Annotated in this window: 17 protein-coding genes; 14 read left to right on the forward strand and 3 right to left on the reverse strand. The window is 42.1% G+C overall.

The window, feature by feature from the left end:
* Nucleotides 1-9 precede the first annotated feature (9 nt).
* Complete coding sequence (locus PSE69_RS15155; protein ID WP_004926374.1) at nucleotides 10-888, reverse strand: alpha/beta hydrolase; 879 nt, start codon at nucleotides 886-888, stop codon at nucleotides 10-12.
* Nucleotides 889-1,006: 118 nt separating this feature from the next.
* Nucleotides 1,007-3,052 carry a TonB-dependent receptor domain-containing protein gene (locus tag PSE69_RS15160; RefSeq protein ID WP_004926288.1) on the reverse strand — a complete coding sequence of 682 codons (2,046 nt, stop codon included), beginning with the start codon at nucleotides 3,050-3,052 and terminating at the stop codon, nucleotides 1,007-1,009.
* A gap of 389 nt (nucleotides 3,053-3,441) precedes the next feature.
* Between PSE69_RS15160 and PSE69_RS15165 the strand changes: the two genes are divergently transcribed.
* A complete protein-coding gene (locus PSE69_RS15165; RefSeq protein WP_036942320.1) occupies nucleotides 3,442-4,617 on the forward strand; it encodes an MFS transporter in 1,176 nt (391 codons plus the stop codon).
* 50 nt (nucleotides 4,618-4,667) lie between these two features.
* Here the strand turns inward: PSE69_RS15165 and hdeA are convergent, their stop codons facing one another.
* Complete coding sequence (gene hdeA, locus PSE69_RS15170; protein ID WP_004926290.1) at nucleotides 4,668-4,973, reverse strand: acid-activated periplasmic chaperone HdeA; 306 nt, start codon at nucleotides 4,971-4,973, stop codon at nucleotides 4,668-4,670.
* A gap of 483 nt (nucleotides 4,974-5,456) precedes the next feature.
* Between hdeA and PSE69_RS15175 the strand changes: the two genes are divergently transcribed.
* The 13 genes from PSE69_RS15175 to icmH all read left to right on the forward strand — a co-directional run bounded on the left by PSE69_RS15175 (nucleotide 5,457) and on the right by icmH (nucleotide 21,264).
* Complete coding sequence (locus PSE69_RS15175; protein ID WP_004926291.1) at nucleotides 5,457-6,167, forward strand: ROK family protein; 711 nt, start codon at nucleotides 5,457-5,459, stop codon at nucleotides 6,165-6,167.
* Nucleotides 6,164-7,216: a phosphogluconate dehydrogenase (NAD(+)-dependent, decarboxylating) gene (gnd, locus tag PSE69_RS15180; RefSeq protein ID WP_004926293.1), complete on the forward strand. Its 1,053-nt coding sequence runs from the start codon at nucleotides 6,164-6,166 to the stop codon at nucleotides 7,214-7,216. Before PSE69_RS15175 ends, gnd begins: the two co-directional genes overlap by 4 nt.
* The gene (zwf, locus tag PSE69_RS15185) at nucleotides 7,213-8,655 is read left to right on the forward strand and encodes a glucose-6-phosphate dehydrogenase (RefSeq protein WP_004926295.1); all 1,443 of its coding nucleotides are present in this window, start codon (nucleotides 7,213-7,215) and stop codon (nucleotides 8,653-8,655) included. Before gnd ends, zwf begins: the two co-directional genes overlap by 4 nt.
* Nucleotides 8,652-10,961, forward strand: a complete 2,310-nt coding sequence (locus PSE69_RS15190; RefSeq protein ID WP_104873076.1) for a glycoside hydrolase family 15 protein — start codon at nucleotides 8,652-8,654, stop codon at nucleotides 10,959-10,961. Before zwf ends, PSE69_RS15190 begins: the two co-directional genes overlap by 4 nt.
* A 1,139-nt stretch (nucleotides 10,962-12,100) precedes the next feature.
* Nucleotides 12,101-12,598, forward strand: a complete 498-nt coding sequence (gene tssB / locus PSE69_RS15195) for a type VI secretion system contractile sheath small subunit (RefSeq protein WP_004926301.1) — start codon at nucleotides 12,101-12,103, stop codon at nucleotides 12,596-12,598.
* A gap of 20 nt (nucleotides 12,599-12,618) precedes the next feature.
* Nucleotides 12,619-14,097 (forward strand): type VI secretion system contractile sheath large subunit, encoded by a 1,479-nt coding sequence (tssC, locus tag PSE69_RS15200; RefSeq protein ID WP_014657067.1) that lies wholly within the window; start codon nucleotides 12,619-12,621, stop codon nucleotides 14,095-14,097.
* Nucleotides 14,098-14,101: 4 nt separating this feature from the next.
* Complete coding sequence (gene tssE, locus PSE69_RS15205) at nucleotides 14,102-14,539, forward strand: type VI secretion system baseplate subunit TssE (RefSeq protein WP_004926302.1); 438 nt, start codon at nucleotides 14,102-14,104, stop codon at nucleotides 14,537-14,539.
* A gap of 1 nt (nucleotide 14,540) precedes the next feature.
* A complete protein-coding gene (tssF, locus tag PSE69_RS15210) occupies nucleotides 14,541-16,322 on the forward strand; it encodes a type VI secretion system baseplate subunit TssF (protein WP_004926305.1) in 1,782 nt (593 codons plus the stop codon).
* Nucleotides 16,286-17,323 carry a type VI secretion system baseplate subunit TssG gene (gene tssG, locus PSE69_RS15215; protein ID WP_040132661.1) on the forward strand — a complete coding sequence of 346 codons (1,038 nt, stop codon included), beginning with the start codon at nucleotides 16,286-16,288 and terminating at the stop codon, nucleotides 17,321-17,323. Before tssF ends, tssG begins: the two co-directional genes overlap by 37 nt.
* A gap of 5 nt (nucleotides 17,324-17,328) precedes the next feature.
* On the forward strand, nucleotides 17,329-18,600 hold the full coding sequence (gene tagH / locus PSE69_RS15220; protein WP_004926309.1) for a type VI secretion system-associated FHA domain protein TagH: 1,272 nt from the start codon (nucleotides 17,329-17,331) through the stop codon (nucleotides 18,598-18,600).
* A gap of 1 nt (nucleotide 18,601) precedes the next feature.
* Nucleotides 18,602-19,156 carry a type VI secretion system lipoprotein TssJ gene (gene tssJ / locus PSE69_RS15225; protein ID WP_004926310.1) on the forward strand — a complete coding sequence of 185 codons (555 nt, stop codon included), beginning with the start codon at nucleotides 18,602-18,604 and terminating at the stop codon, nucleotides 19,154-19,156.
* 1 nt (nucleotide 19,157) lies between these two features.
* Complete coding sequence (gene tssK / locus PSE69_RS15230; RefSeq protein WP_036942310.1) at nucleotides 19,158-20,516, forward strand: type VI secretion system baseplate subunit TssK; 1,359 nt, start codon at nucleotides 19,158-19,160, stop codon at nucleotides 20,514-20,516.
* Complete coding sequence (gene icmH / locus PSE69_RS15235; RefSeq protein WP_004926314.1) at nucleotides 20,509-21,264, forward strand: type IVB secretion system protein IcmH/DotU; 756 nt, start codon at nucleotides 20,509-20,511, stop codon at nucleotides 21,262-21,264. The genes tssK and icmH overlap by 8 nt, the downstream gene beginning before the upstream one ends.
* Nucleotide 21,265: the final 1 nt, after the last annotated feature.

A 21,265-nucleotide genomic window follows, 5' to 3' on the forward strand; every position in this document is an offset into this window, starting at 1 on the left:
TTTACGTGTTTATTGAACGGTGACATCCAGAGCTTTATTGATAGCGTCAGGGATCACGCTGCCATGGCTTTGATTGGGGTAAAGTGTAAATTCACAATGGCGTCCATGGTCGCTGAGCATGGTGCATAATTGGCGTGAGGTTATCCAACTTGAGCGTGATTGATAATGCTTAATCTGCTCCTCGCTGAGACGCGATAAATCAGGCTTTTCTTCTAACTCTCCTAAGGTGATAAATAAAGGTGACGCATTTTGTTGTTGCGTTAACTGAGCCTTATCTATCATTGTGCCTTTTCCCCACCATAAAGAAGGGCTAGCAGAAACAAAAGATTGAAATGCCGTAGGATGCTTTTGATAAGCCATCAACGTAAATAGCCCACCAAATGAATGCCCAAATAGGGTCTGTTTTTGTTTATCAATAGCAAATTGCTGCTCCACCCAAGGGCGAATTTGGCTTGTCAGAAATTGAGATAATTCCTCTGATCCACCACCTTGTGCGAAATCATCACCAGCAACGCGGGGCGTATAATCGTAGGTACGCAATTGCTTAGGAAAGGCTTCATGGATTGGATAACCGACCCCAATAATAATAGGCAGTTTATCTTTGGGGAGTTTTTGGATGGCGCGATTGACGACAAGCGGGAATATCCCATTGCCATCAAGCATATACAGCACAGGTCTTGGTGACTGCATCCCATGAGGCACAGCACTAAAAATTCGATAGGTACGGCTTCCCTTTGAGCTATGGGGATTTTCCATATCATGATGCTGAACATCATAAAATTGGCTGACTTGCTTATCCAATGCCGGAGGGGTTTGCGATGGGCGAGCATAGGCGGTCGTCAAAGCCATTGAAAAGAGTAAACTGGAGATAATAAGTTTATTTATCATTTGGTTATTCTGTTTTTTAGTTGTTGACGGTGTCTATGGGGAGGCCTAGCGCCAGCATAGGCAAACAGCGAATATTGGCCGATGACGCCAAATATTCGCTGCCGATGGCTAAGATAACTTAGAAGCTAACATTGACGTTAGCCCAATAGCGGCGTCCGTCTTCAACATCCCAGTTGCCGCCTTTGGTATCAATTTTGGGGCCTTTTTCATTCGCAATATTCAATACTGCCAAATTGAGTTTGGTATTTTTCAGTAGCTGATACGTCATCCCAACATCCATGGTGGTGTAGCCGCTACGGTAGCGTGGTGCGGTATAACCGTTACGCTGAGCGGCCCAAACCTGTTTGCCTTCATAATGGGCGCGGGTATAGAGGTTCAAGTCTTCGCTATATTGCCAGTCGAGTTTAGCGTTAGCGGTGTGTTTCGGCGTCTTATCTAGAGGGTAACCTTTCAATGACATGTTATTACTCAACTTTTCATCATCGCTTCGACGTTCAGAATCGACATATGTGTAGTTCATGCTCAGTTTCCAATCTTCTGCAAGAGGGATACCTGTTGCGACTTCAACACCCTTAATATTCGCTTTACCCACGTTATCAAAGGTGTAGAGTTTTAGGCCTGTGATAGGGTCTGGCTCACCCGTATAATAGCTGGTGAGTTTATTTTTAAAATCAGTATTAAATAGCGTCAGGCTCGCATTAAAGCCTGATTCGTGGTCATAGGCGATACTGATTTCTTCACTTAGGCTTTTTTCTGGTTTCAGATCACGGTTACCATAGATAATGCCTTCACCCTTTTCGGTTGACGTACCATAGCTTGGGCTGACTTCACGTAAAGTTGGGGCGCGGAAGGCTTGTGATACACCACCTTTGATGGTGATTTCATCGGTTAAGTAATAGATGGCATAACCACGAGGATTCCAGTGGTTACCATAAAATTCGTGGTGATCTAAACGCAAACCACCAGTCAGTATCAAATTATCTGTTGCTGTAAATTCATCTTCTAAGAAGAAAGCATATTGTTCAGCGCGGAGTGTTGTGTCTTCAGTGGTCTTTTTCCCTGTTGCAGAAGTATCTTTTAACCTAGCGTGTTGGAATTGACCACCTACTGTCAGAATATTATCGGGTAAGAACGCCACAACCTTACCATCAACGACAGTATTGGTAATTTCGGGTACGCGTGCCTCATAAACAAAGTGGTAATCGCCAGCGCTGTCTTTAACTTCTGATTTGGTATTTCGTTTCGTTTGCTCTTGGTACACACTCAATTCGGTGTTGAACAGATCCCAATCCCCTTTATAGGTAAGAGCGAAATGGTTTCTATCATTGTGTATCTCAGTTTTGGTATTTTTCTGTTTTGATTCGCCACGCATCGTATATTCAGCGAACGATTTACCCGGCGTTGAGGTGCGCTCTTGCGTTGTTCTACCCGCTTCAAGTAAAAAGGTTTGATTTTCGAGTGGGGTAAAAGTCAGTTTTGCTGTCAGGCTACGATTATCGCGTTTGTTATGGCCCTCAGTAATTTTATCTTCTTGGCGATAATCGCCACCACCATACAGTTGTAGCCCTAATTTATCGTTGATCAATGGACCGGATAGGTAGAAATTACCATCAGTAGAATCACCACTATCACGGTTTTCTTGTAAAATACCACCCAATGCTACATTGCCATGCCACTCATTGGTCACCTTTTTCGTGATGATATTGATAACCCCACCCATTGCATCTGAACCATACAAGGAAGACATGGGGCCGCGGATCACTTCGATGCGTTCAATCGCTTCAACGGGAGGCATAAAGCCCGCTTCAAATCCACCACTACCATTTGGGCGAGATTCACGGCTATTTTGGCGGCGACCATCGACCAATATTAAGGTGTATTCGCCGGGTAGGCCGCGAATATTAATATCTTGTTTATTGGCACTACCAACAATACTCACGCCTTCGACATCTTTTACGGCATCAGCTAAGTCGCGAACGGGTTTATTTTGTAGCTGCTCTTTAGAGATAACCGTAATACTCGCGGGGGCATCGCGTAACTGTTGTGAATATCCCGATGCAGTCACAATCATTTTGTCTGGATCTTCTTGGGCGAAGGCAGGAAGAGATGAAATGGCAGCGATAACAGCCGCTGCGAGTTGTGTGTAGTGGCGTTGAATAGACATGGTAACCCTTAAAACAAAATACAAATGTAAATGAGAGTAATAATCATATTGAATACAAATAGTATCACCGAAATAGATGAAAAATAAATAAGTGATTTGCTAATTAAATGATAAAAATGAGCGGTTAACAGGGATGAAGTAAAATTATCAACAAACTGCAACTTCTACGCTATTTAGACGTTACAATTGAGAAATAGAATATAGCCATAAAATAAATCTGGTTAAGGCGGGTTATATTAGAAAAATAATATTTATCAAATAGTTCATTAATAAAGTGTCAACTTGATTACAAAATAGAAATTTCAAAATTAACTTAATTGACATTGTTAATTCGCTCACCTAATGTCAGCAAATAAAAGCTATTCTGTGAATATGGGCATCCTCCAATTATGTCAGTATCAGCATCACACTCATCAATGCCATTATTTCGAATCTCTGCTGCCATGTTTTTTTCGTATATGACCGTTGGATTGCCATTAACGGTAATACCCCTATTTGTCCATCAAGAATTAGGCTTTAGCGATGTATGGGTCGGGGTGGTTGTTGGTATTCAGTTTCTGGCGACGGTGTTGACTCGAGGCTATGCAGGCCGCTTAGCTGACCAAAAAGGCGCTAAAAGAACCACGTTGCAAGGGATGTGTGCCTGTGGAATATCAGGGGGCTTCTGTTTGCTCGCGGTATTATTACCTCTCGCACCTTTGTACCAAATTCTATTATTGATGGTAGGACGTTTGGTTCTTGGTTTAGGGGAAAGCCAGCTGTTAACAGGTAATTTGACATGGGGTATGCGGCTGGTTGGGGCGACACAAGCGGGCAAAGTCATGTCATGGAATGGTATGGCGATTTATGGGTCGCTAGCGGTTGGCGCGCCACTCGGGCTTGTTATCTACCAACATTACGGTTTTGTCGCGGTGAGTGCGATGGTTATGTTGTTGCCCTGCATCTCTTTGCTGATTAATGGCACAGTACCTGCGGTGGCGCCTTTACATGGCAAATGGCTTCCTTTCTGGTCAGTGATCCGCAAAATTTGGAAAATGGGTATCATATTGGCGCTAAAAGGTATCGGTTTTGCGGCAATTGGTACCTTTATTTCCCTGTATTTTGTTTCTGAACAGTGGGGAAACGCTGGACTTGCCCTCAGTGCTTTCGGCTGTACTTTTGTATTAGTGCGGGTGCTGTGGGGCGGGCTGCCAGATAAAATGAATGGTTATCGCGTCGCAGTAGTCTCTCTTGCCGTAGAGTTTGTAGGGTTGCTCATATTATGGGCGGCACCAGTGTATGGGGTTGCACTCTTAGGTGCAGCCTTGACGGGGGCGGGGTGTTCATTAGTTTACCCTGCCGTGGGAACGGAAGTGGTTAAAACTGTGGCGCCTCAAATGCGTGGAACCGCATTAGGTGGTTATTCCGCTTTCCAAGATATCGCCTATGGTATTACTGGGCCGTTAGCGGGTATGGCGGTGGTTTATTTGGGATATCGAGGGATCTATTTTATTGCGGCACTCTGTGTACTATTTGCGTTGATAATGACGCTATCGGCAATTCGTCATACTCAAAAAGTGACGTGAGTATCTCGATAAGTTGCGTAGCCATAAGCTACGCAACGATATTAGTTGGCTTATTTTTTAGCGTTTTTTACTTGTTCAACAAAGTTAGCCTTCGTGTCTTTTTTACAGGCATCAATCACAACCGGTGTGAGTGTTTGGATACCATCAACATCTAAAACTGCATCTTCAACTTTATCTTTTTTAGTTAATAGCTCACCAAAGCCGACAGCCGTTGGGTAAAAATTATCATCGATAGCTAAAAACTCTTCACACGTCCACTCTGCTAAAGGCTTAGTATCGTTTTTTTTATCTTCAGCCATTGCTGAAAGGCTCGTTAATGAAGCTGCAATAATGCCGACAATAAAATATTTTTTCATAATTTCACCTTAATATTTAACGATCATTGGATGAGTTTTTCATAAAAGGTTCTAATATGGATATAGAAAAATATCCCTATTTCTTAATCATCATAGATGATGAAAAATAAAAAACAAAGAGCGCAAATCGATAGTATTTATATGATTATTTAAATACTATCGGTATTGATTCAATATTGTAAAATAAAACGCAAACTCATCATTTAATGACAATAAAAATTAAATACCAATTAAGTTTTATTTAATTAAAAGCGTTTTTACTTTTATTAAAACTATTTATAGGTATACTTTTTTTATCAACAAAAAATAAAATTCAACCTTGTTATCGATTATTGACTAATACCTATTTCGTTGCAGTTATTTCAACACCAGAAGGAAGAAAGTTGTTCGCTTAGGTCGCGTTATCATTTATCGACTTAAGCTCGGGGGTTTCCTGTAATACAACACCCATTGCCAACGTTGGCAAAGCGGAGAAAACTTTCTATGTCTTTAACGAGTAAAACATCTTGTGTTATTACAATTTCGGATGTTCCCACAACAAAGCGAATTTTAGTCATTGATGTTGGTGGTACTCATGTCAAGCTATATACCGCCCCCAACACCCCTGCCATTGAATTCGTTTCTGGGCACACCATGACACCAGAACAATTTATTCATGATGTGAATCAATGCGTTGATACCTCTCTGTTCGATGGCGTCAGTATTGGCTTTCCATCTCCTATCTCTGGAAATCGCATCCTTAAGGAACCCGTTAATTTAGCCAGTGGTTGGGTCAACTTTGATTTAGCCGATGCGTTCCCTTGCCCTATTCGCCTAATTAATGATGCCGCAATGCAAGCCGTCGGTAGCTATGAAGGTGGCAGTATGTTGTTTTTAGGGCTTGGAACTGGATTGGGAAGCGCATTGATTGTTAATCAGCAGCTACAGCCAATGGAAGTCGCGCACCTGCCATACCTTGAACACGACTATGAATACTATGTCAGTGAACATTATCGTGAATCCGAAGGTGATGCCGTGTGGCGGCAGAGTGTACTGACGGTAGTAGACCTCTTTTATCAAGCATTTATGCCGGACTACATTGTTATCGGTGGCGGGAATGTGCATCAGTTTACGACGTTACCGGAACATGTACGGCGTGGAGATAATGACAAAGCTTTTCTTGGTGGAATCAGAATTTGGGGAAATAACTTATGAATCAATCATCTAACAATCAACTTCAACTCGGTTTTATAGGGCTAGGCAGAATGGGTGCAGCAATGGTTCGTCGCATCCAACAAGCAGGCATCTCGTGCGTTGTTTATGACCAAAATTCGGCTATCCGCCAGCAGCTACCTGACAGTGTTATCTTCAACCATTCATTGGAAGAATTAGTGAAGAACATGAAAGCACCACGGCATATTTGGTTAATGTTGCCCGCAGCGGTCGTAGATACCGTGATTGCCCAGCTCAAACCCTTATTGGAGAAGGGTGACACGCTGATCGATGGCGGTAACTCCCATTTTACAGAAGATATTCGCCGCGCCAATGCACTGAAAGCCGATGGAATTAACTATATGGATGTAGGGGTCAGCGGTGGCGTATGGGGTGAAGAGCGTGGTTATTGTCAGATGATTGGCGGTCCAAAAGAGCATTACCAATATTTAGAACCTGTTTTTCGTGCATTAGCACCCGGAGTCGATGCAGCGCCACGTACGGAAGGTAACCATGGTGAACCTTCACCAGCAGAGCAAGGATATCTGCACTGTGGACCAAGTGGAGCAGGCCATTTTGTGAAGATGGTCCATAATGGCATCGAATACGGCTTAATGGCGGCTTATGCGGAAGGGCTGAATATTCTAAAACATGCGGATCAAGGGTTGCACCCAGTGGCAGCAGATGCAGAAACCGCACCACTTGAACATCCAGAGTATTATCAATATCAATTGCCTGTTGGTGAGATCAGTGAATTATGGCGTCGTGGGAGCGTGGTGGGATCGTGGTTACTCGATCTGATCGCACAAGAGATGCATCAATCCCCTGATCTGGAAAATTATGCAGGTCGTGTTTCAGATTCTGGGGAAGGCCGCTGGACCTCGACGGCGGCGATCGACCTCGGCGTGCCGGCACCAGTATTAACGAGTGCACTTTACTCACGTTTCACCTCTCGTGGCAATGACCTGTTTGCAGACCGAGTTCAGTCTGCCATGCGCCATGCTTTTGGTGGCCATAAAGAAAAAACTGAGGATCAAGGAGGGGCGAAATGAGTCGTTTCTCTTTGGTGATCTTGGGGGCAAGCGGCGATTTAACTAAACGTCTATTGATGCCTTCTCTATTTCGTTTACATCGATTAGGACTGATCCCTGATTTGAACATTATCGGGTATTCGATTGATAAATGGGATCATGACTCGTTTTTGCAACATATCCATGATGCATTGGCGGAGTTTATTACTGATTTTAATGAAACAGAATGGAAAGCGTTTAGCGAACATTTGGATTTCGTCAGTGGCTCATTAGAAGCGAATGATTTGAAGGCGTTGGAAAGTAAACTAACGCCATCTGCACTCTTTTATTTAGCCTTACCACCGACTTTATTTGGGCAAGCGGCGCAGGCGATAGGCGAAGCGGGGCTATCTAAAGAAAGTGGTGATAATTGGCGACGTATTTTAATTGAAAAACCGTTTGGTACTGATCTTGAATCGGCAGAGGTATTGCGCGGGCAAGTACATGCTTATTGGGATGAATCACAAGTTTACCGTATTGATCATTTCTTAGGAAAAGAGGCAACACAAAACTTGATGATTTTCCGTTTTGCTAACCGCGTCCTCGCCCCTGTTTGGAATGCTGAGCATATTGAGCAGGTGCAAATTACTTATGCAGAAACATTAGGTGTAGAAAACCGAGCTGTCTATTACGACCACTCTGGTGCGATGCGTGACATGCTGCAAAACCATCTTATGCAATTGCTGACATTAACGGCAATTGAGCCATTAGGGCGCTGGGATGGTGAGATTCTACGTGATCATAAAGTGGAAGTGTTGAAATCCATTCGACCAACAGATGATATGGATGCCAATGACTGGGCCGTTCGTGGGCAGTATTGTGCAGGGCAAGTGAATGGCGAAACTGCGACGGATTACTGCAACGAGCCAGGTATCCCTGTCGATACCAACACAGAAACGTTTGCCGCATTGCGAATAGAGATAGATAACTGGCGCTGGAAAGGTGTGCCTTTCTATTTACGAAGTGGTAAACGGTTAGCCAATAATTACGCTGAAATCGCCGTGCAATTTAAAGCTCCGGCCGGTGCATTACCGGGGGATATTCAGGTCGATAATAATTGGCTCGTCTTTAGATTATCCCCAACGATGGGGATGGATATGCATATGACGGCGAAGTTGCCAGGGATGAATTTAAATACGCATGGCATCGTGCTCAGCGCGCCTTATACCTTACCGGGGCAGTATGAAGTTTCGGCTTACGAGCAACTTTTAATTGATGCACTGCATGGTGAGCGTGCGCATTTCCTCCGCTTTGATGAAGTCGAATGGGCATGGCGGGTCATCGACCCTGCGCTAAAAGCGTGGCAGAAGGGAATGCCTGACCTGTATAAGGCGGGAACGGAAGGGCCAGATACGCAATCTCGGATCATGCGCCCCGGTCATCAATGGCGTTCACTGTTTGAACAGGAGGGTCGCGAATGATAGCACAGCAAGCCCCGGGCGCCCCGGGAAGCACTGCGACGTGGACAAGTAGTGCAAAAGACATGGTGGGAACGGCAATCGGTCAAGGACGAGTATGGTTTACCGTAGGTTATGGCATCTTAAATGAGGTGTATTGGCCTTCTTGCAGTACACCACAAATTCGTGATTTAGGTTTTATTATTGCTGGGGATGACTTTTGGTCAGAGGTAAAGCGTGTCCACCAATACAGTATCACTACGCCGTCATCCTCCTTACCACTGCCAAAAATCGTGCATCAACATGAGCGTTATCGCCTTGAATTAGAGATTATCACTGATCCTGCGCGCGATGTCTTGCTGATCCATTATCATCTTGAAGGTGAAGGGCTGCGATTATATCCGCTATTAGCACCACATCTCGGCGGCGATGGTGACAATAATTATGGTTCGGTGACGTCTCAAGGGCTAGCGGCTCAGAAGAACGGGCAATATCTGATCTTGTCTGCTGAAAATGGCTTTGCAAGAGGCAGTGTGGGGTATGTTGGTAGCTCAGATGGTTGGCAGGATTTTAGTCAAAACGGTGGTATGAGTTGGGAATACCAGCAGGCTGGGCCAGGTAATATCGCGATGATAGGCGAGTTAAATCATAACTCAGGCGTATTGGCGTTAGCATTTTCTGCCAGTGCGCAAGGTGCTGCAACCTTAGCTAATAGCGCCCTAGCAGAGGGCTACCAAGAAGCAAGGCGCCAGTATGCTTATTTGTGGGCGGCATGGAATGAAACGGTGAATTTCCCTGGGTTAGATAAGCTGCCTAAAACGTTATCGGATGCTGTTCGCACTTCGGTTGTGGTCTTGAAAACCCATGAGGGTAGAACATTCCCCGGCTCGCTGGTGGCGAGTTTAAGTACGCCATGGGGAGATACTCATAAGGATCCGGGAGGATATCACCTTGTTTGGCCTCGTGACTCCGTTGAAGTCGGTTTTGCCATGTTGGCGTGTGGTTTGATCACTGAGGTTCGAGCTTTACTGGCTTACTTGATTGCTATTCAACAGCCAGATGGTCATTGGATGCAAAACAATTTCACCGATGGTCGGCCTTATTGGCAGGGGATCCAATTAGATGAAGTGGCATTGCCTGTTTTATTTGCAGCGAAATTGCATGAACAGGGCTTACTGGGGGAAATGCAAGGTGCGGCAATCCGCATGGCGCGCAAAGCGTTAGCCTTTATTGCGCAATATGGCCCAGCCAGCCCACAAGACCGCTGGGAGGAGAATTCAGGGATCAACCCATTTACGCTGTCGGTTTCGATAGCAGCATTGGTGGCTGGCGCCAAAGCGGGCTTCCTTGAGGATGGAGATAAGCAGTATGCGCTTGACTTAGCGGATGATTGGAATGAGCGGTTAGAATCATGGGTGTATGTGGCTAACACGGAGTTAGATAAAGAGCTTGGTATCTCTGGGCATTACATCCGCTTGAATCCAAATTGCCATTCTGCACGTTTTGGTGAGGTGATGTTGCGCAACCGGAACAATGAAACCATCAATACGCGTGCGTTATTGGGGATGGAATATCTCTATCTTGTTCGCTTAGGTTTACGTAAGGCATCAGATAAGCGGATTGAAGAGACGACTAAACTTGTTGATGAGCAACTGTGTGTCAATTTACCCGCGGGGCCATATTATTATCGTTATAACGAGGATGGATATGGCGAGCATGAGGATGGGCGTGCTTTTGATGGTAGTGGTGTAGGTCGTCTTTGGCCGTTACTCAGTGGGGAGCGAGGGCACTATGCCGCCGCCCGTAAAGAGGATATTAAGCCTTATTTAAATGCCATTTTGGCTTCAGCAAGTACAGGTGGTATGTTGCCGGAGCAAATTTGGGATAAGGAGAGTATACCTGAGAGGGGGCTATTAACGGGTAGGCCAAGCGGTAGTGCGATGCCACTGATTTGGGCTCATGCGGAGCTTATCAAGCTAATCTATGTGCAAAAGACGGGTGTGCCTATTGAGCAACTAAAATCGGTGAGTGAGCGTTATGGCAATAAGCCTCCAGCACCACGCGCACGTCATTGGCGTGATAATTTATCTTGTGGTGCGATACCCGCCAATCGCCAGTTATGGATTGAAGCACAAGAGCCATTTGTTTTGCATTATGGTTATGACAATTGGCAGGATATCAAGGAGCAGAGTAGCCAACCTCTCGGTTTAGGGTTATATGGTGTTGCGTTAGATGTCAGCGCATTGGCAGGAAAAACACTACAATTTACGCGTAGGTTTGATGCTAAGGGCTGGGAAGGACGTGACTGGCAAGTTGAGATAGAGGTGTAGTACTACTCCATTAATTAAACTAAATATCAATCGAGCACTTTATGGTGCTCGTTTTTTTGAATATAAAATCGTACTGCACCTAAAATATAGGTCAGCGTTACCTTCTCAAAGGGCAAATTAAAAAACTATTGTTTATAGGTAATAGTGACTAATTTATGGAATAATTATATATATAAATTATTTATTCTAGGTTTTAATAGGCTGTTAATAAGAACGACAAGAAAATTATCTAATCAACACCATTTATACTTATAAACACTTCACTCTTGACTAAGCCTAATCACTTATCACGTTATAAAATTTAGCTGTTGAGATTATACTCTAACTGCGGTTAATTATTTTTTTTATTATTTTGGTTAAATATTTTGTTAACCTTATAAAAAATTTTGTTTTATATTGTAGAAATTAATCAGACCAACTATAAACAGGGTTAACTATTTATCGCTGTTTATTTCTGAGATTAGTCTTATTTATTATTAATAATATGGTTCTTAATTGGATTTTTCTTATTTTTAATTTTTTTATCGTTTTGTTTAAAATAAGTTTAATCTAGATTATTATTTTGTTTTTATGAGAAAATTATATTTACTCAGCATATTTGAATGTTGAGAATAAGTTAATGCTGGATATCGCTACTTTTATTGTTTTATTATTAAATACGTACCTCCACATTAATTGCTTGTTAAATAATGATTTTTTCCTTGTTAACTCGTAAAAAGTTATAATGTTTTACTATTATATAGTCATTAACCAATGTTCTAAAAAAAATTAATTTTTTATTAAATTACGCCTGTTTTATCTTTTTTTAACGTTAAGGAGAGTTAGTTAATTAATTGACTTTTATGCTTTTTTTGCTGCTCTGTAACATATGATTGCAAAAAACATTTTCCTTAAGGTGAGTTTTGCTATTGACCATAAACAAAATTTATATATTATATCCCGATAAAAGCCAAAATAATCAGTATAAATAATTATACACCTATATTTTTGACCACCGGGACAAGTTAACTCTCTTAATGGGTATTCTGTACTCGTTAGGACTTCTATGCTCTGAATTTATTATTCATTATAATTTTGAGCAATTTTTAATCATGTAAGCAGGTTTAAGATTTTAAGCTAATAAGGGAGCTTAACTTATAATGAGTAAAAAAGATCTCGGTAGTGTTGCACCAAAAGAAAGGATTAATATCAAATATACACCTAATGATGGTGGAGCTAAATCTGAAATAGAATTGCCGCTTAATATGCTAATCGTGGGAGACATGATTGGTCGAACGGAGGAAACTCCGATTGAAGAGCGTAAAGCTATTTCCATTAACCAGAATAACTTTAATTCAGTCATGGAAAGTGCTGGAATAAGCTTAAATATCAATGTGGAAAATACACTTGATGAGAAAAGTGATTCTGATCTTAATGTGAATTTAGATATTAAATCCCTTCAAGATTTTTCTCCCGACAATGTTGCTCGCCAAGTTCCAGAATTGAAAAAATTACTTGAACTTAGAGAGGCATTAGTCGCTTTGAAAGGTCCTCTTGGCAATATTCCTGCTTTTAGAAAACGTCTGCAAGAGCTTCTAGATAATGAAGAGACTCGCGAACAGTTGCTGAAAGAACTTGATATTGCTAGCCAAAAATAATGTTTATAGAGGATTATTTCATGTCATTAAATAGCGAAACGCAGGAACAACAAGTTTCCTCATCCAATGTTTCATTGTTAGATGAGATTATGGCTCAATCTCGTATGTCTCCTGAGTCAGAAGCTTATGGTATTGCCAAACAAGGTGTTGCTGCATTTATTAGCAATCTTTTTGCTAGCCAAAATGAAGAAGAGCAAATCAATAAGCTATTGATTGATAAAATGCTTGTTGAGTTAGATAACAAGCTGAGTACACAAGTTGACCAAATTCTTCATGCACCAAAGTTCCAAGAGCTTGAGTCTTCATGGCGTTCACTGAAACTGTTAGTTGACCGCACCGATTTTAGAGAAAACATCAAAATTAATATTCTTCATGCAACGAAAGAAGAGTTATTGGAAGATTTTGAATTCTCTCCTGAAATCGTACAATCAGGCTTCTATCAGCATGTTTACTCATCCGGTTATGGCCAGTTTGGTGGTGAGCCAGTAGCTGCTGTAGTCGGTAACTATGCTTTCAATAACACCACGCCTGATTTGAAATTAATGCAGTATGTGAGTGCTGTAGGCGCTATGGCGCATGCACCATTCCTTTCTTCCGTTTCACCTAATTTCTTTGGTATTAACAGCTATGCAGAATTACCTGCGATCAAAGATATCAAGTCTGTCTTTGAAGGTCCTGCACATACTAAGTGGCGTTCATTGCGTGAAGCAGAAGATTCCCGTTATCTTGGTTTAACAGCACCTCGCTTCTTGCTGCGTCTGCCATATTCACCAACAGAAAACCCGGTTAAGTTGTTTAACTATACTGAAAATGTTAAGCAGGATCATGACCATTACCTTTGGGGAAATACGGCATTTTTATTAGCAAGCTGTATCAATGACAGTTTTGCTAAGTACCGTTGGTGCCCAAATATTATTGGCCCACAAAGTGGTGGTACAGTTAGCGATCTTCCTGTACACGTGTTTGAAGCAATGGGCGAATTACAAGCTAAAATTCCAACTGAGGTTTTAGTTACTGATCGCCGTGAATTTGAATTGGCAGAAGAAGGCTTTATTACATTGACGATGCGTAAAGGCAGCGACAATGCCGCGTTTTTCTCTGCGAACTCAGTTCAGAAACCTAAAACTTTCCCAAATACTCATGAAGGTAAAATTGCCGAAACCAATTATAAATTGGGAACTCAGCTTCCTTACATGTTCATTATCAACCGCTTAGCACACTACATTAAAGTGTTACAGCGTGAACAAATCGGTTCATGGAAAGAACGTCAAGATTTGGAACGTGAACTGAACATTTGGTTGAAGCAATACATTGCTGATCAGGAAAACCCACCGGCTGATGTACGTAGCAAACGTCCATTACGTTCAGCACAGATCCAAGTTCTCGATGTTGAAGGGGATCCAGGTTGGTATCAAGTTGCGATTCAAGTCCGCCCTCATTTCAAATACATGGGTGCTAACTTTGAATTGTCACTTGTTGGTCGCCTAGACAAAGAGTAAGGCAATGGCTGCTAACTATAACTGGGATTCTTCAGAGACTGCCAGCTTATTTGAACGCATCCAAGGGAAGAGCTCCGGCTCTTCCCATCATGCTCGAATGGATGCCTTAGTGAGATCAATTAAGAACAATTTAAATCAAATCCTAAACAGTCGACCAGATGCTTGTCAAAGTTCGGCTAGCCTAGGAGTACCTGATTTAAATGATGCAACACAAGCAGCAACAGATTTTAGGCGGAGCCTAGAACATTCTATTACAACCTGCATTCAAGACTTCGAACCTCGGATCAGTAATGTTCGAGTGACATTTATCGAAAATGATGCAGATGCCTTGTTGCTCCAGTTCAGCATCACCGCTTTTATCGATCTCGACAGCCAGCGGCAGCTCATTGAATTTAATATGCAGCTCGATAACAACCGGCGATATCAGTTGAAACAATTCTAATATGTCTTCAAACCCGTATTTTGCGAATGAACAAGAGTACTTAAAAGAGCTTGCCAGTCATATAGCGATAGAAAAGCCTCATCTTGTTGATTTATTATCCAATAAGATTCAGGATCCTGATGGTGCACGCTTGATGGATGGGTTAGCCTATCTTTCAGGAAATCTTCGTGAACAGCTTGATAGGCAATTCTCTGAATTAACGAGCAGCCTAGTCAATATGCTGTGGCCTGCTTATGCTCGTCCTTTTCCCAGCATGACTATTGTTGAGTATCAAACAGATGCTCAGACACTCAGCTATGCAAGCAAAATAGCCGCGGGCCAACCTTTTGTAGCTAAGCCTTTGTATGTTCAAGGCGAAACCCCAAATGCAGATAGCCTGCACCAATGCCGATTTAGCCAATGCAGAGACCTTTGGTTATTACCTGCAAAAATTTCACATGTACGCCAACGAACCAAGTCCATTGAGATTGATTTCAAACTCGATAAACCCCGCGTATTAGCAGAAATTGGCTTAGATAAGTTGCGTATCCATTTGAATGGCGCAACCTATACGACACATCAATTATTTTATTTGTTGAGCCATCGCATTAAGCAAGTGACGCTTGTCACCGAACATCATCGGTTGCCTTTAGATAATTTTGCAGCATTGCCAGTGGGTTTCAAAAAAGAAGATGCTTTATTGCCGTACCCAAAAAATAGCTACGATGGGTATCGTATCTTGCAAGAGTACTTCTGTTTTCCTGAAGCCTTTATGTTTATGGATATTAAAGGCCTTGAAGACCTACCTTTAGCACTGAATACAGATTCCTTCACATTAGAGATTGTGTTTGAAACGGAGATCCCTGACGCGGTGGTGATCCGAGATGACAGCATCAAACTGAATTGTGTACCTATTGCCAATTTGTTCACTATTGACAGTGAAGCTATTGACCTTACAGGTAAAAATGATGACTACATCTTGAGCGCCAGTTACCGAACACCACTTTGTTATGACATTTTTTCGATTAACCAAGTACAAGGGTTAAGGTATCCACAAAATGCCTCTCCTTATGCCGTCAATTACACCGCATTTGAAAGCTTTCATCACCAAAGCCATAACCTGAAAGATAAAAATCATGGCTATTACAGGCTAAAAATCAATCAGATGAGAGAGGCGGTAGGCTATCGGCATACGCTCTCCTTTGTGCGTGACAATGAAACAAAACTACAAAACTGTGAAGAAACCGTTTCTGTGTCATTAAATTGCACAAATAGGAATGTTGCTTCAAGGCTTTCAACCCATTCGATTTCACTTGATAAAGCCTATCGACCGGAAGGTGCTTTATCTGCCACAAACTTGTTTAAGCCAACAGCGCCATTATACCCATTGTTGGGTCAAACATTGTATTGGTCTGAATTAACGAATCTTTCGTTAAATTATCAATCACTTTTGAATCTAACCTCGTTGAAGCAAATTCTTCAACTCTATGATTTACCGTCTGTTTTTAATCGTCAAACAGCAAGGCAATCTCAGCAGTGCTTAGATTCTCTCATTAGCTTAAACACAGAGCATATTGAGCATCTTTATCGTGGGTTACCAGTAAGAGGATTAAAAACGACATTAACGGTTCGTCAAAGTGCTTTTTTAAGTGAGGGTAGCTTGTACTTGTTTTGTACAGTTATTGCTCAATTTTTTGCTTTGTATACCAGCGTGAATATGTTTCATGAGCTGGAAGTAATCAATATTGATAATAAGGAAACCTACCGGTGGCCAGCACAAATCAATCAGCAAATACTGAAGTGATAGCGCGCTGGCTAGATGAAGCTGGCAATTCTGTTACTGAATATAGTTTTTATCAACTTGTTGAACTACTTAATAAGTTACAAGGTAAAAGCACAACCACGCAGGAAACAACGGATGAAATAATTCGTTTTAAGTCCTGTGCAAATATTGCTTTTCCTACGAGAGATGTCATCTCAGTCAAAAAGAATCAAAACGGGCAGTTTGAGCTTGAAGTCTCCTTCTTGGGGTTACACGGTAGTCAGTCTCCGTTACCGAGCTATTATCTGGATGATTTTGCTTGGGAAGATGCCCAACAACAACCTAGCGTGACAGATTATTTGAACCTTTTTAATCACCGTTTAGTCACGCTTTTACATCGTATTTGGCGTAAATACCGTTACTACATTTGCTTTGAAAATGAGGGAGTTGATTCATTTTCTCGCTATATGTTTTCGTTGGTTGGCTTAGGGAATGAAGTCAACAGAGAAAGAGTTCATATCAATCACAGTAAGATGTTGGCCTACGCTGGGCTTTTAGCGAGTCCAAGCCGTTCTCCCGATGTTATCAGTAGTTTAATTGCCCACTGTTTCGATCTCGAACACGTTGAAGTTATCGGTTGGGAAACTCGTAAAGTACCTATTCCTGAAAATCAACAAAATCGGTTAGGTGTGATTTCTCATCAGGCTGGGAAGAAATCGCAGCCCCGTATGTTATTGGGCGATAACTTTAGTTTGGGCGGGCATATCTATGATTGTAATGGCAAATGTACCGTCGAAATCAGTGAATTATCACTCGAGCGTTATATGTCCTTTCTGCCTAATGGAGCTAATTTTTTACCTCTTGTCGCTTTTGTCTCTTACATCTTCCATGAGCAGTTGGCATGGGACTTACGGCTCAATATTGCTGAAAAACAAGCTGAAGGGATCCGTTTAGGCCAGAAACAACACAATCAATTAGGGTGGCAAAGCTTTTTAGGTAAACCTGAGAAACAACCTAATGTCACCATTACTGTACTGGAATAAATCGCATGGATAAGTATTTACCGACAATTTCATTTCGCCTGATTAATAGTGAATTACTCGAAAGCGGTTATGTTTCGAGTATGACATTTTCACAAGATGGCGGGCAAATAGGCAGTAGCGCACAGTGCCAGTGGCAGATTCAAGATAACCAAAATTCCGTGGCACCAGTGCAATGCACTATTCTTTGGAAGGATAAGCACTTTTGCATTAAGACCAATACAGAATCAGTTTATGTCAATAATGCGATTGTACCTCTTCATCTTGATGCGGTACGGCTTGCTCATGGTGACCAGATCAAAATTGGTCAGCTTAAATTGTCTGTTAATGTGAATCTTACTGGACAACCAGCAGAAGACTTAATGGCTGTCACCCCTCAATCACTGGTTTCTAGCGATAGTAATCCATTAGATTCTCTATTTAATACCACACCGACTCAATCTTATGAGCAAGAGGAGTATGAGCTTGCTCCGACCGTTCAAGGGTCCCTAACGTATGATCCGCTTCAAGCCTTAGAAAATGAGAGTCTTAGCTTAATTTCTCAGAAAAATAAGCAAGCTTCAGACCCATTATTAATGAATGAAGCACACTTAACGCACTCAGTCACCTCCCCATTTTCAGATAATCAAGGGAATACCATGGTTCAGGAATTTATGGATTTACCAAAAATCACACCAACACTTGATGACACTATCACAGACATTGAGCATGTGGCTGTAAACCCTTTAATGCAAGGGCTTGGTATTCATTTAAATTTACAAACTTCACAACAAGCGAATGATTTTCTAGTGGAGCTAGGGAAGACTATTCGCTCCGCCATCGAAGGTTTATTGGCATTACAGCAACAGCAAGAAAGCCTGCAAGATAAGCAACTTAGACCAATTGAAGATAACCCATTGCGTTTAAACAGCAGTTATGAAGAAACAATGAAGTTGATGTTTACGGACGAACGTAGTCCCGTTCATTTATCAGCCCCTTCAGCGGTAGCAGAAAGTTTGCATAACATTCAGTTGCATTATCGAGCAAACCAAGAAGCTATTTCGACGGCACTTGCAACGATGTTGGCTGCTTTCTCTCCTGAACACCTTTTAAATCGTTTCGCGCACTATCGCCGTGCTTCAGATAACTCTTCGACGAACGATGCTTGGGCATGGGAAATGTACACCAACTACTATAAAGAGCTGTCATCTTCTCGCCAGCAAGGTTTTGAAAAGCTGTTCTATGAAGTCTATACCCATGCCTATGACAGAGCCTTAAGAAAAGGGCTTGAGGAAGCATAATATGCGTGCGAAAACCTTACTAGGATACCTATTTTTACTCTTTTCAATGATGGCGCTTAGTGGATGTACTAAGCCATTGGAAGCTGTATCCAAAATAGGTCAAGTCATATTAGACCCTTCGATTCCTATCGGGCCGCCACAAGATAGGCCATCAACGATATCGTTGACTATCTTGGCTGAGCCCAACATCAACCCAAATCAGGATGGTGAAGCAACGCCACTGAATCTACAGATTGTCTACATGAATGAAGATTCATTGTTTGCTGCGCTCGATTTTGATCAGATTGAAGAGAAAGATGGGGATCTCGAAAAGGTACTGAAAAAAAACTATATCGACCATCAGGACTACACCATTTTACCTGGGCAATACAAGCCGCTACCTGACATTGAGCTATATCCAGACAATCGTTATATCGGGGTCATTGGTTACTACTCAGACCCTGATAACGCGGAATGGAAAAAAATTGTTAAGGCACGTGGAAAAGGACGCCATTACTTCCTCCTAGCTCATATCAGAGGAAATGAAATCGAATTTAGACAAGAGGAAGATGACTAATATGTCGACAAAAAATAGAGTGATTTGGCGTGAAGGTTTATTTATTAAGCCTCAGCATTTTCAGCAGCAACAGCGTCATCAAGACTATATTACTGAAAGCATACTGAAGAGCTATATTTCTCATTTTTGGGGGCTCAGTTCGTTAATTCTGAGTGATGAATTGTATAGCTTAGGTCGTATTGGTATCAAGGAAGCTTCAGGTGTGATGCCTGACGGCACAATCTTTTCTATGCCTCATCAAGATATTCTTCCTCAACCTATTGATATTAAAAATATTAGTGATGGTGATAACAATATCGTTTACCTTGCATTTCCCTTAGTGAATAGCACGGTCAATGAAGTGTCGACTGAACATAGTGGTAACCGCTTGTTATCACGTTATAGCGACAGTATGGAAGATGTTCGCGACCTGCATACGGAAGGTGGGGATGTCAGTACGATCAATGTGGCCAAATTAAGACCGATCCTGAAGCAAGGCTCCAAAGAGATGGATGCTTATGTCACTTTGCCTATTTGTAAAATTAGGGAACGTGGTGCTGATGGCAGCTTAACACTTGAGAATGACTTTATTCCGACATGTTTGAATGTGCGTATCTCACCAATGCTAAATGAGTTCCTGAATGAAATTCATGGTGCTTTATATGAGCGTGGTAAACAAATTGCGTTACGTATTGGCTCCCCAGGGCAACAAGGTGTCGCGGATGTAGCAGAATTTATGATGTTGCAGGTATTAAATCGTACCTATCCATTGTATTCGCATTATGCGCAAGAGCCGGTTATTCATCCGGAAAAACTGTTTAGAGATTTGCTCGAATTGTGTGGTGAATTACAAACGTTCACTAATACCTCTCGTTTACCTGATTCTGTGGCTAAATATAAACATTTCAATTTATCTGAAAGCTATATCCCACTCATCAAAGATATTAGGGAAGCACTGAGTGTGGTGTTAACACCTCGCGCAATTCCAATTCCATTAGATACGCAAGAGCACGGTATTCGTGTTGCGACGATCCATGATAAGCAGTTACTGCAAAAAGCAGAATTTATTATTGCGGTCAAAGCGAATATGCCACAAGAACAGTTACGTCAACTGTTCCCACAACAATCGAAGATCTCTTCAGTGAGCAATATTCGTAAAGTGGTCAGCGTGCAGATCCCAGGTGTGAAATTGATTCCATTATCAACGGCACCACGTCAATTACCTTATCACTCTGGTTATAACTACTTCGAATTAGATAGAAGTGGCGATGTTTGGCAGGAAATTAAGCAGCACTCCAATATGGCATTCCACGTTTCTGGCAATTTCCCTGAGCTTGATATTCAACTTTGGGCGGTAAGAGGCGGAATAGACAATGACTAATGCAGCTTTCCTTAATGACTATGCCGAACAGGGCAACTTGCAAAAAAATTATCAGTTGCCTTTGCGGGGGAATAGCATCAATCCAATGATTGATGCTGCGACGCCATTGCTTGGGATGGTTCTCAGAATGAAAGCGATGTCAGAAACCCCTCTTTCGGAAAAGTTATATCAGCAGGTGGTGACCGATATCACCTCAATAGAGCAACAACTACAAACCCAAGGTTATGAACCTGGGGCTATTGTTTCATTTCGCTATGTTCTATGCACCTTTATTGATGAAACAGCATTGGGATTAGGTTGGAACCAAGACAACGGCTGGGTTAAACAGTCGTTATTAGTACACTTCCATAATGAATCTTGGGGTGGTGAAAAGGTTTTTGTATTAATTGAGCGGTTACTCGGTGAGCCTAAACGCTATCTCGATTTGCTGGAATTTATCTATTTGTGTTTGTGCCTTGGCTATCGTGGTCGCTACAAAGTGACAACAGGGCATAGTGATGAATTTAACCATTTACTCAGACGGTTACAGAAACAGATTCAGCAACTTAGAGGCGAAGCAAAACCCGTTATCCTTTTTGATGAAGGGGGTAATAAACACCATCGCTACCGTTTAGGCCGGCGCTTTGGTGTTCGCTACGTCATTCTTGGCGCCGTTATCTTAGCGGCAATTATTTACAGCATTTATTCATCCCGACTGAATCATCAAACACTCAGTATCGTGGAACAGCTTAATACTTTACTCGGCTAGG

The sequence above is a fragment of the Providencia sp. PROV122 genome (assembly GCF_028482365.1).
GTDB classification, from domain to species: Bacteria; Pseudomonadota; Gammaproteobacteria; order Enterobacterales; family Enterobacteriaceae; genus Providencia; species Providencia stuartii.

Coding starts and splice junctions, on each gene's coding strand:
- PSE69_RS15155 (WP_004926374.1), bottom strand. CDS start 888: ATGATAAATAAACTTATTATCTCCAGTTTACTCTTTTCAATGGCTTTG.
- PSE69_RS15160 (WP_004926288.1), bottom strand. CDS start 3,052: ATGTCTATTCAACGCCACTACACACAACTCGCAGCGGCTGTTATCGCT.
- PSE69_RS15165 (WP_036942320.1), top strand. CDS start 3,442: ATGTCAGTATCAGCATCACACTCATCAATGCCATTATTTCGAATCTCT.
- hdeA (WP_004926290.1), bottom strand. CDS start 4,973: ATGAAAAAATATTTTATTGTCGGCATTATTGCAGCTTCATTAACGAGC.
- PSE69_RS15175 (WP_004926291.1), top strand. CDS start 5,457: ATGTCTTTAACGAGTAAAACATCTTGTGTTATTACAATTTCGGATGTT.
- gnd (WP_004926293.1), top strand. CDS start 6,164: ATGAATCAATCATCTAACAATCAACTTCAACTCGGTTTTATAGGGCTA.
- zwf (WP_004926295.1), top strand. CDS start 7,213: ATGAGTCGTTTCTCTTTGGTGATCTTGGGGGCAAGCGGCGATTTAACT.
- PSE69_RS15190 (WP_104873076.1), top strand. CDS start 8,652: ATGATAGCACAGCAAGCCCCGGGCGCCCCGGGAAGCACTGCGACGTGG.
- tssB (WP_004926301.1), top strand. CDS start 12,101: ATGAGTAAAAAAGATCTCGGTAGTGTTGCACCAAAAGAAAGGATTAAT.
- tssC (WP_014657067.1), top strand. CDS start 12,619: ATGTCATTAAATAGCGAAACGCAGGAACAACAAGTTTCCTCATCCAAT.
- tssE (WP_004926302.1), top strand. CDS start 14,102: ATGGCTGCTAACTATAACTGGGATTCTTCAGAGACTGCCAGCTTATTT.
- tssF (WP_004926305.1), top strand. CDS start 14,541: ATGTCTTCAAACCCGTATTTTGCGAATGAACAAGAGTACTTAAAAGAG.
- tagH (WP_004926309.1), top strand. CDS start 17,329: ATGGATAAGTATTTACCGACAATTTCATTTCGCCTGATTAATAGTGAA.
- tssJ (WP_004926310.1), top strand. CDS start 18,602: ATGCGTGCGAAAACCTTACTAGGATACCTATTTTTACTCTTTTCAATG.
- tssK (WP_036942310.1), top strand. CDS start 19,158: ATGTCGACAAAAAATAGAGTGATTTGGCGTGAAGGTTTATTTATTAAG.
- icmH (WP_004926314.1), top strand. CDS start 20,509: ATGACTAATGCAGCTTTCCTTAATGACTATGCCGAACAGGGCAACTTG.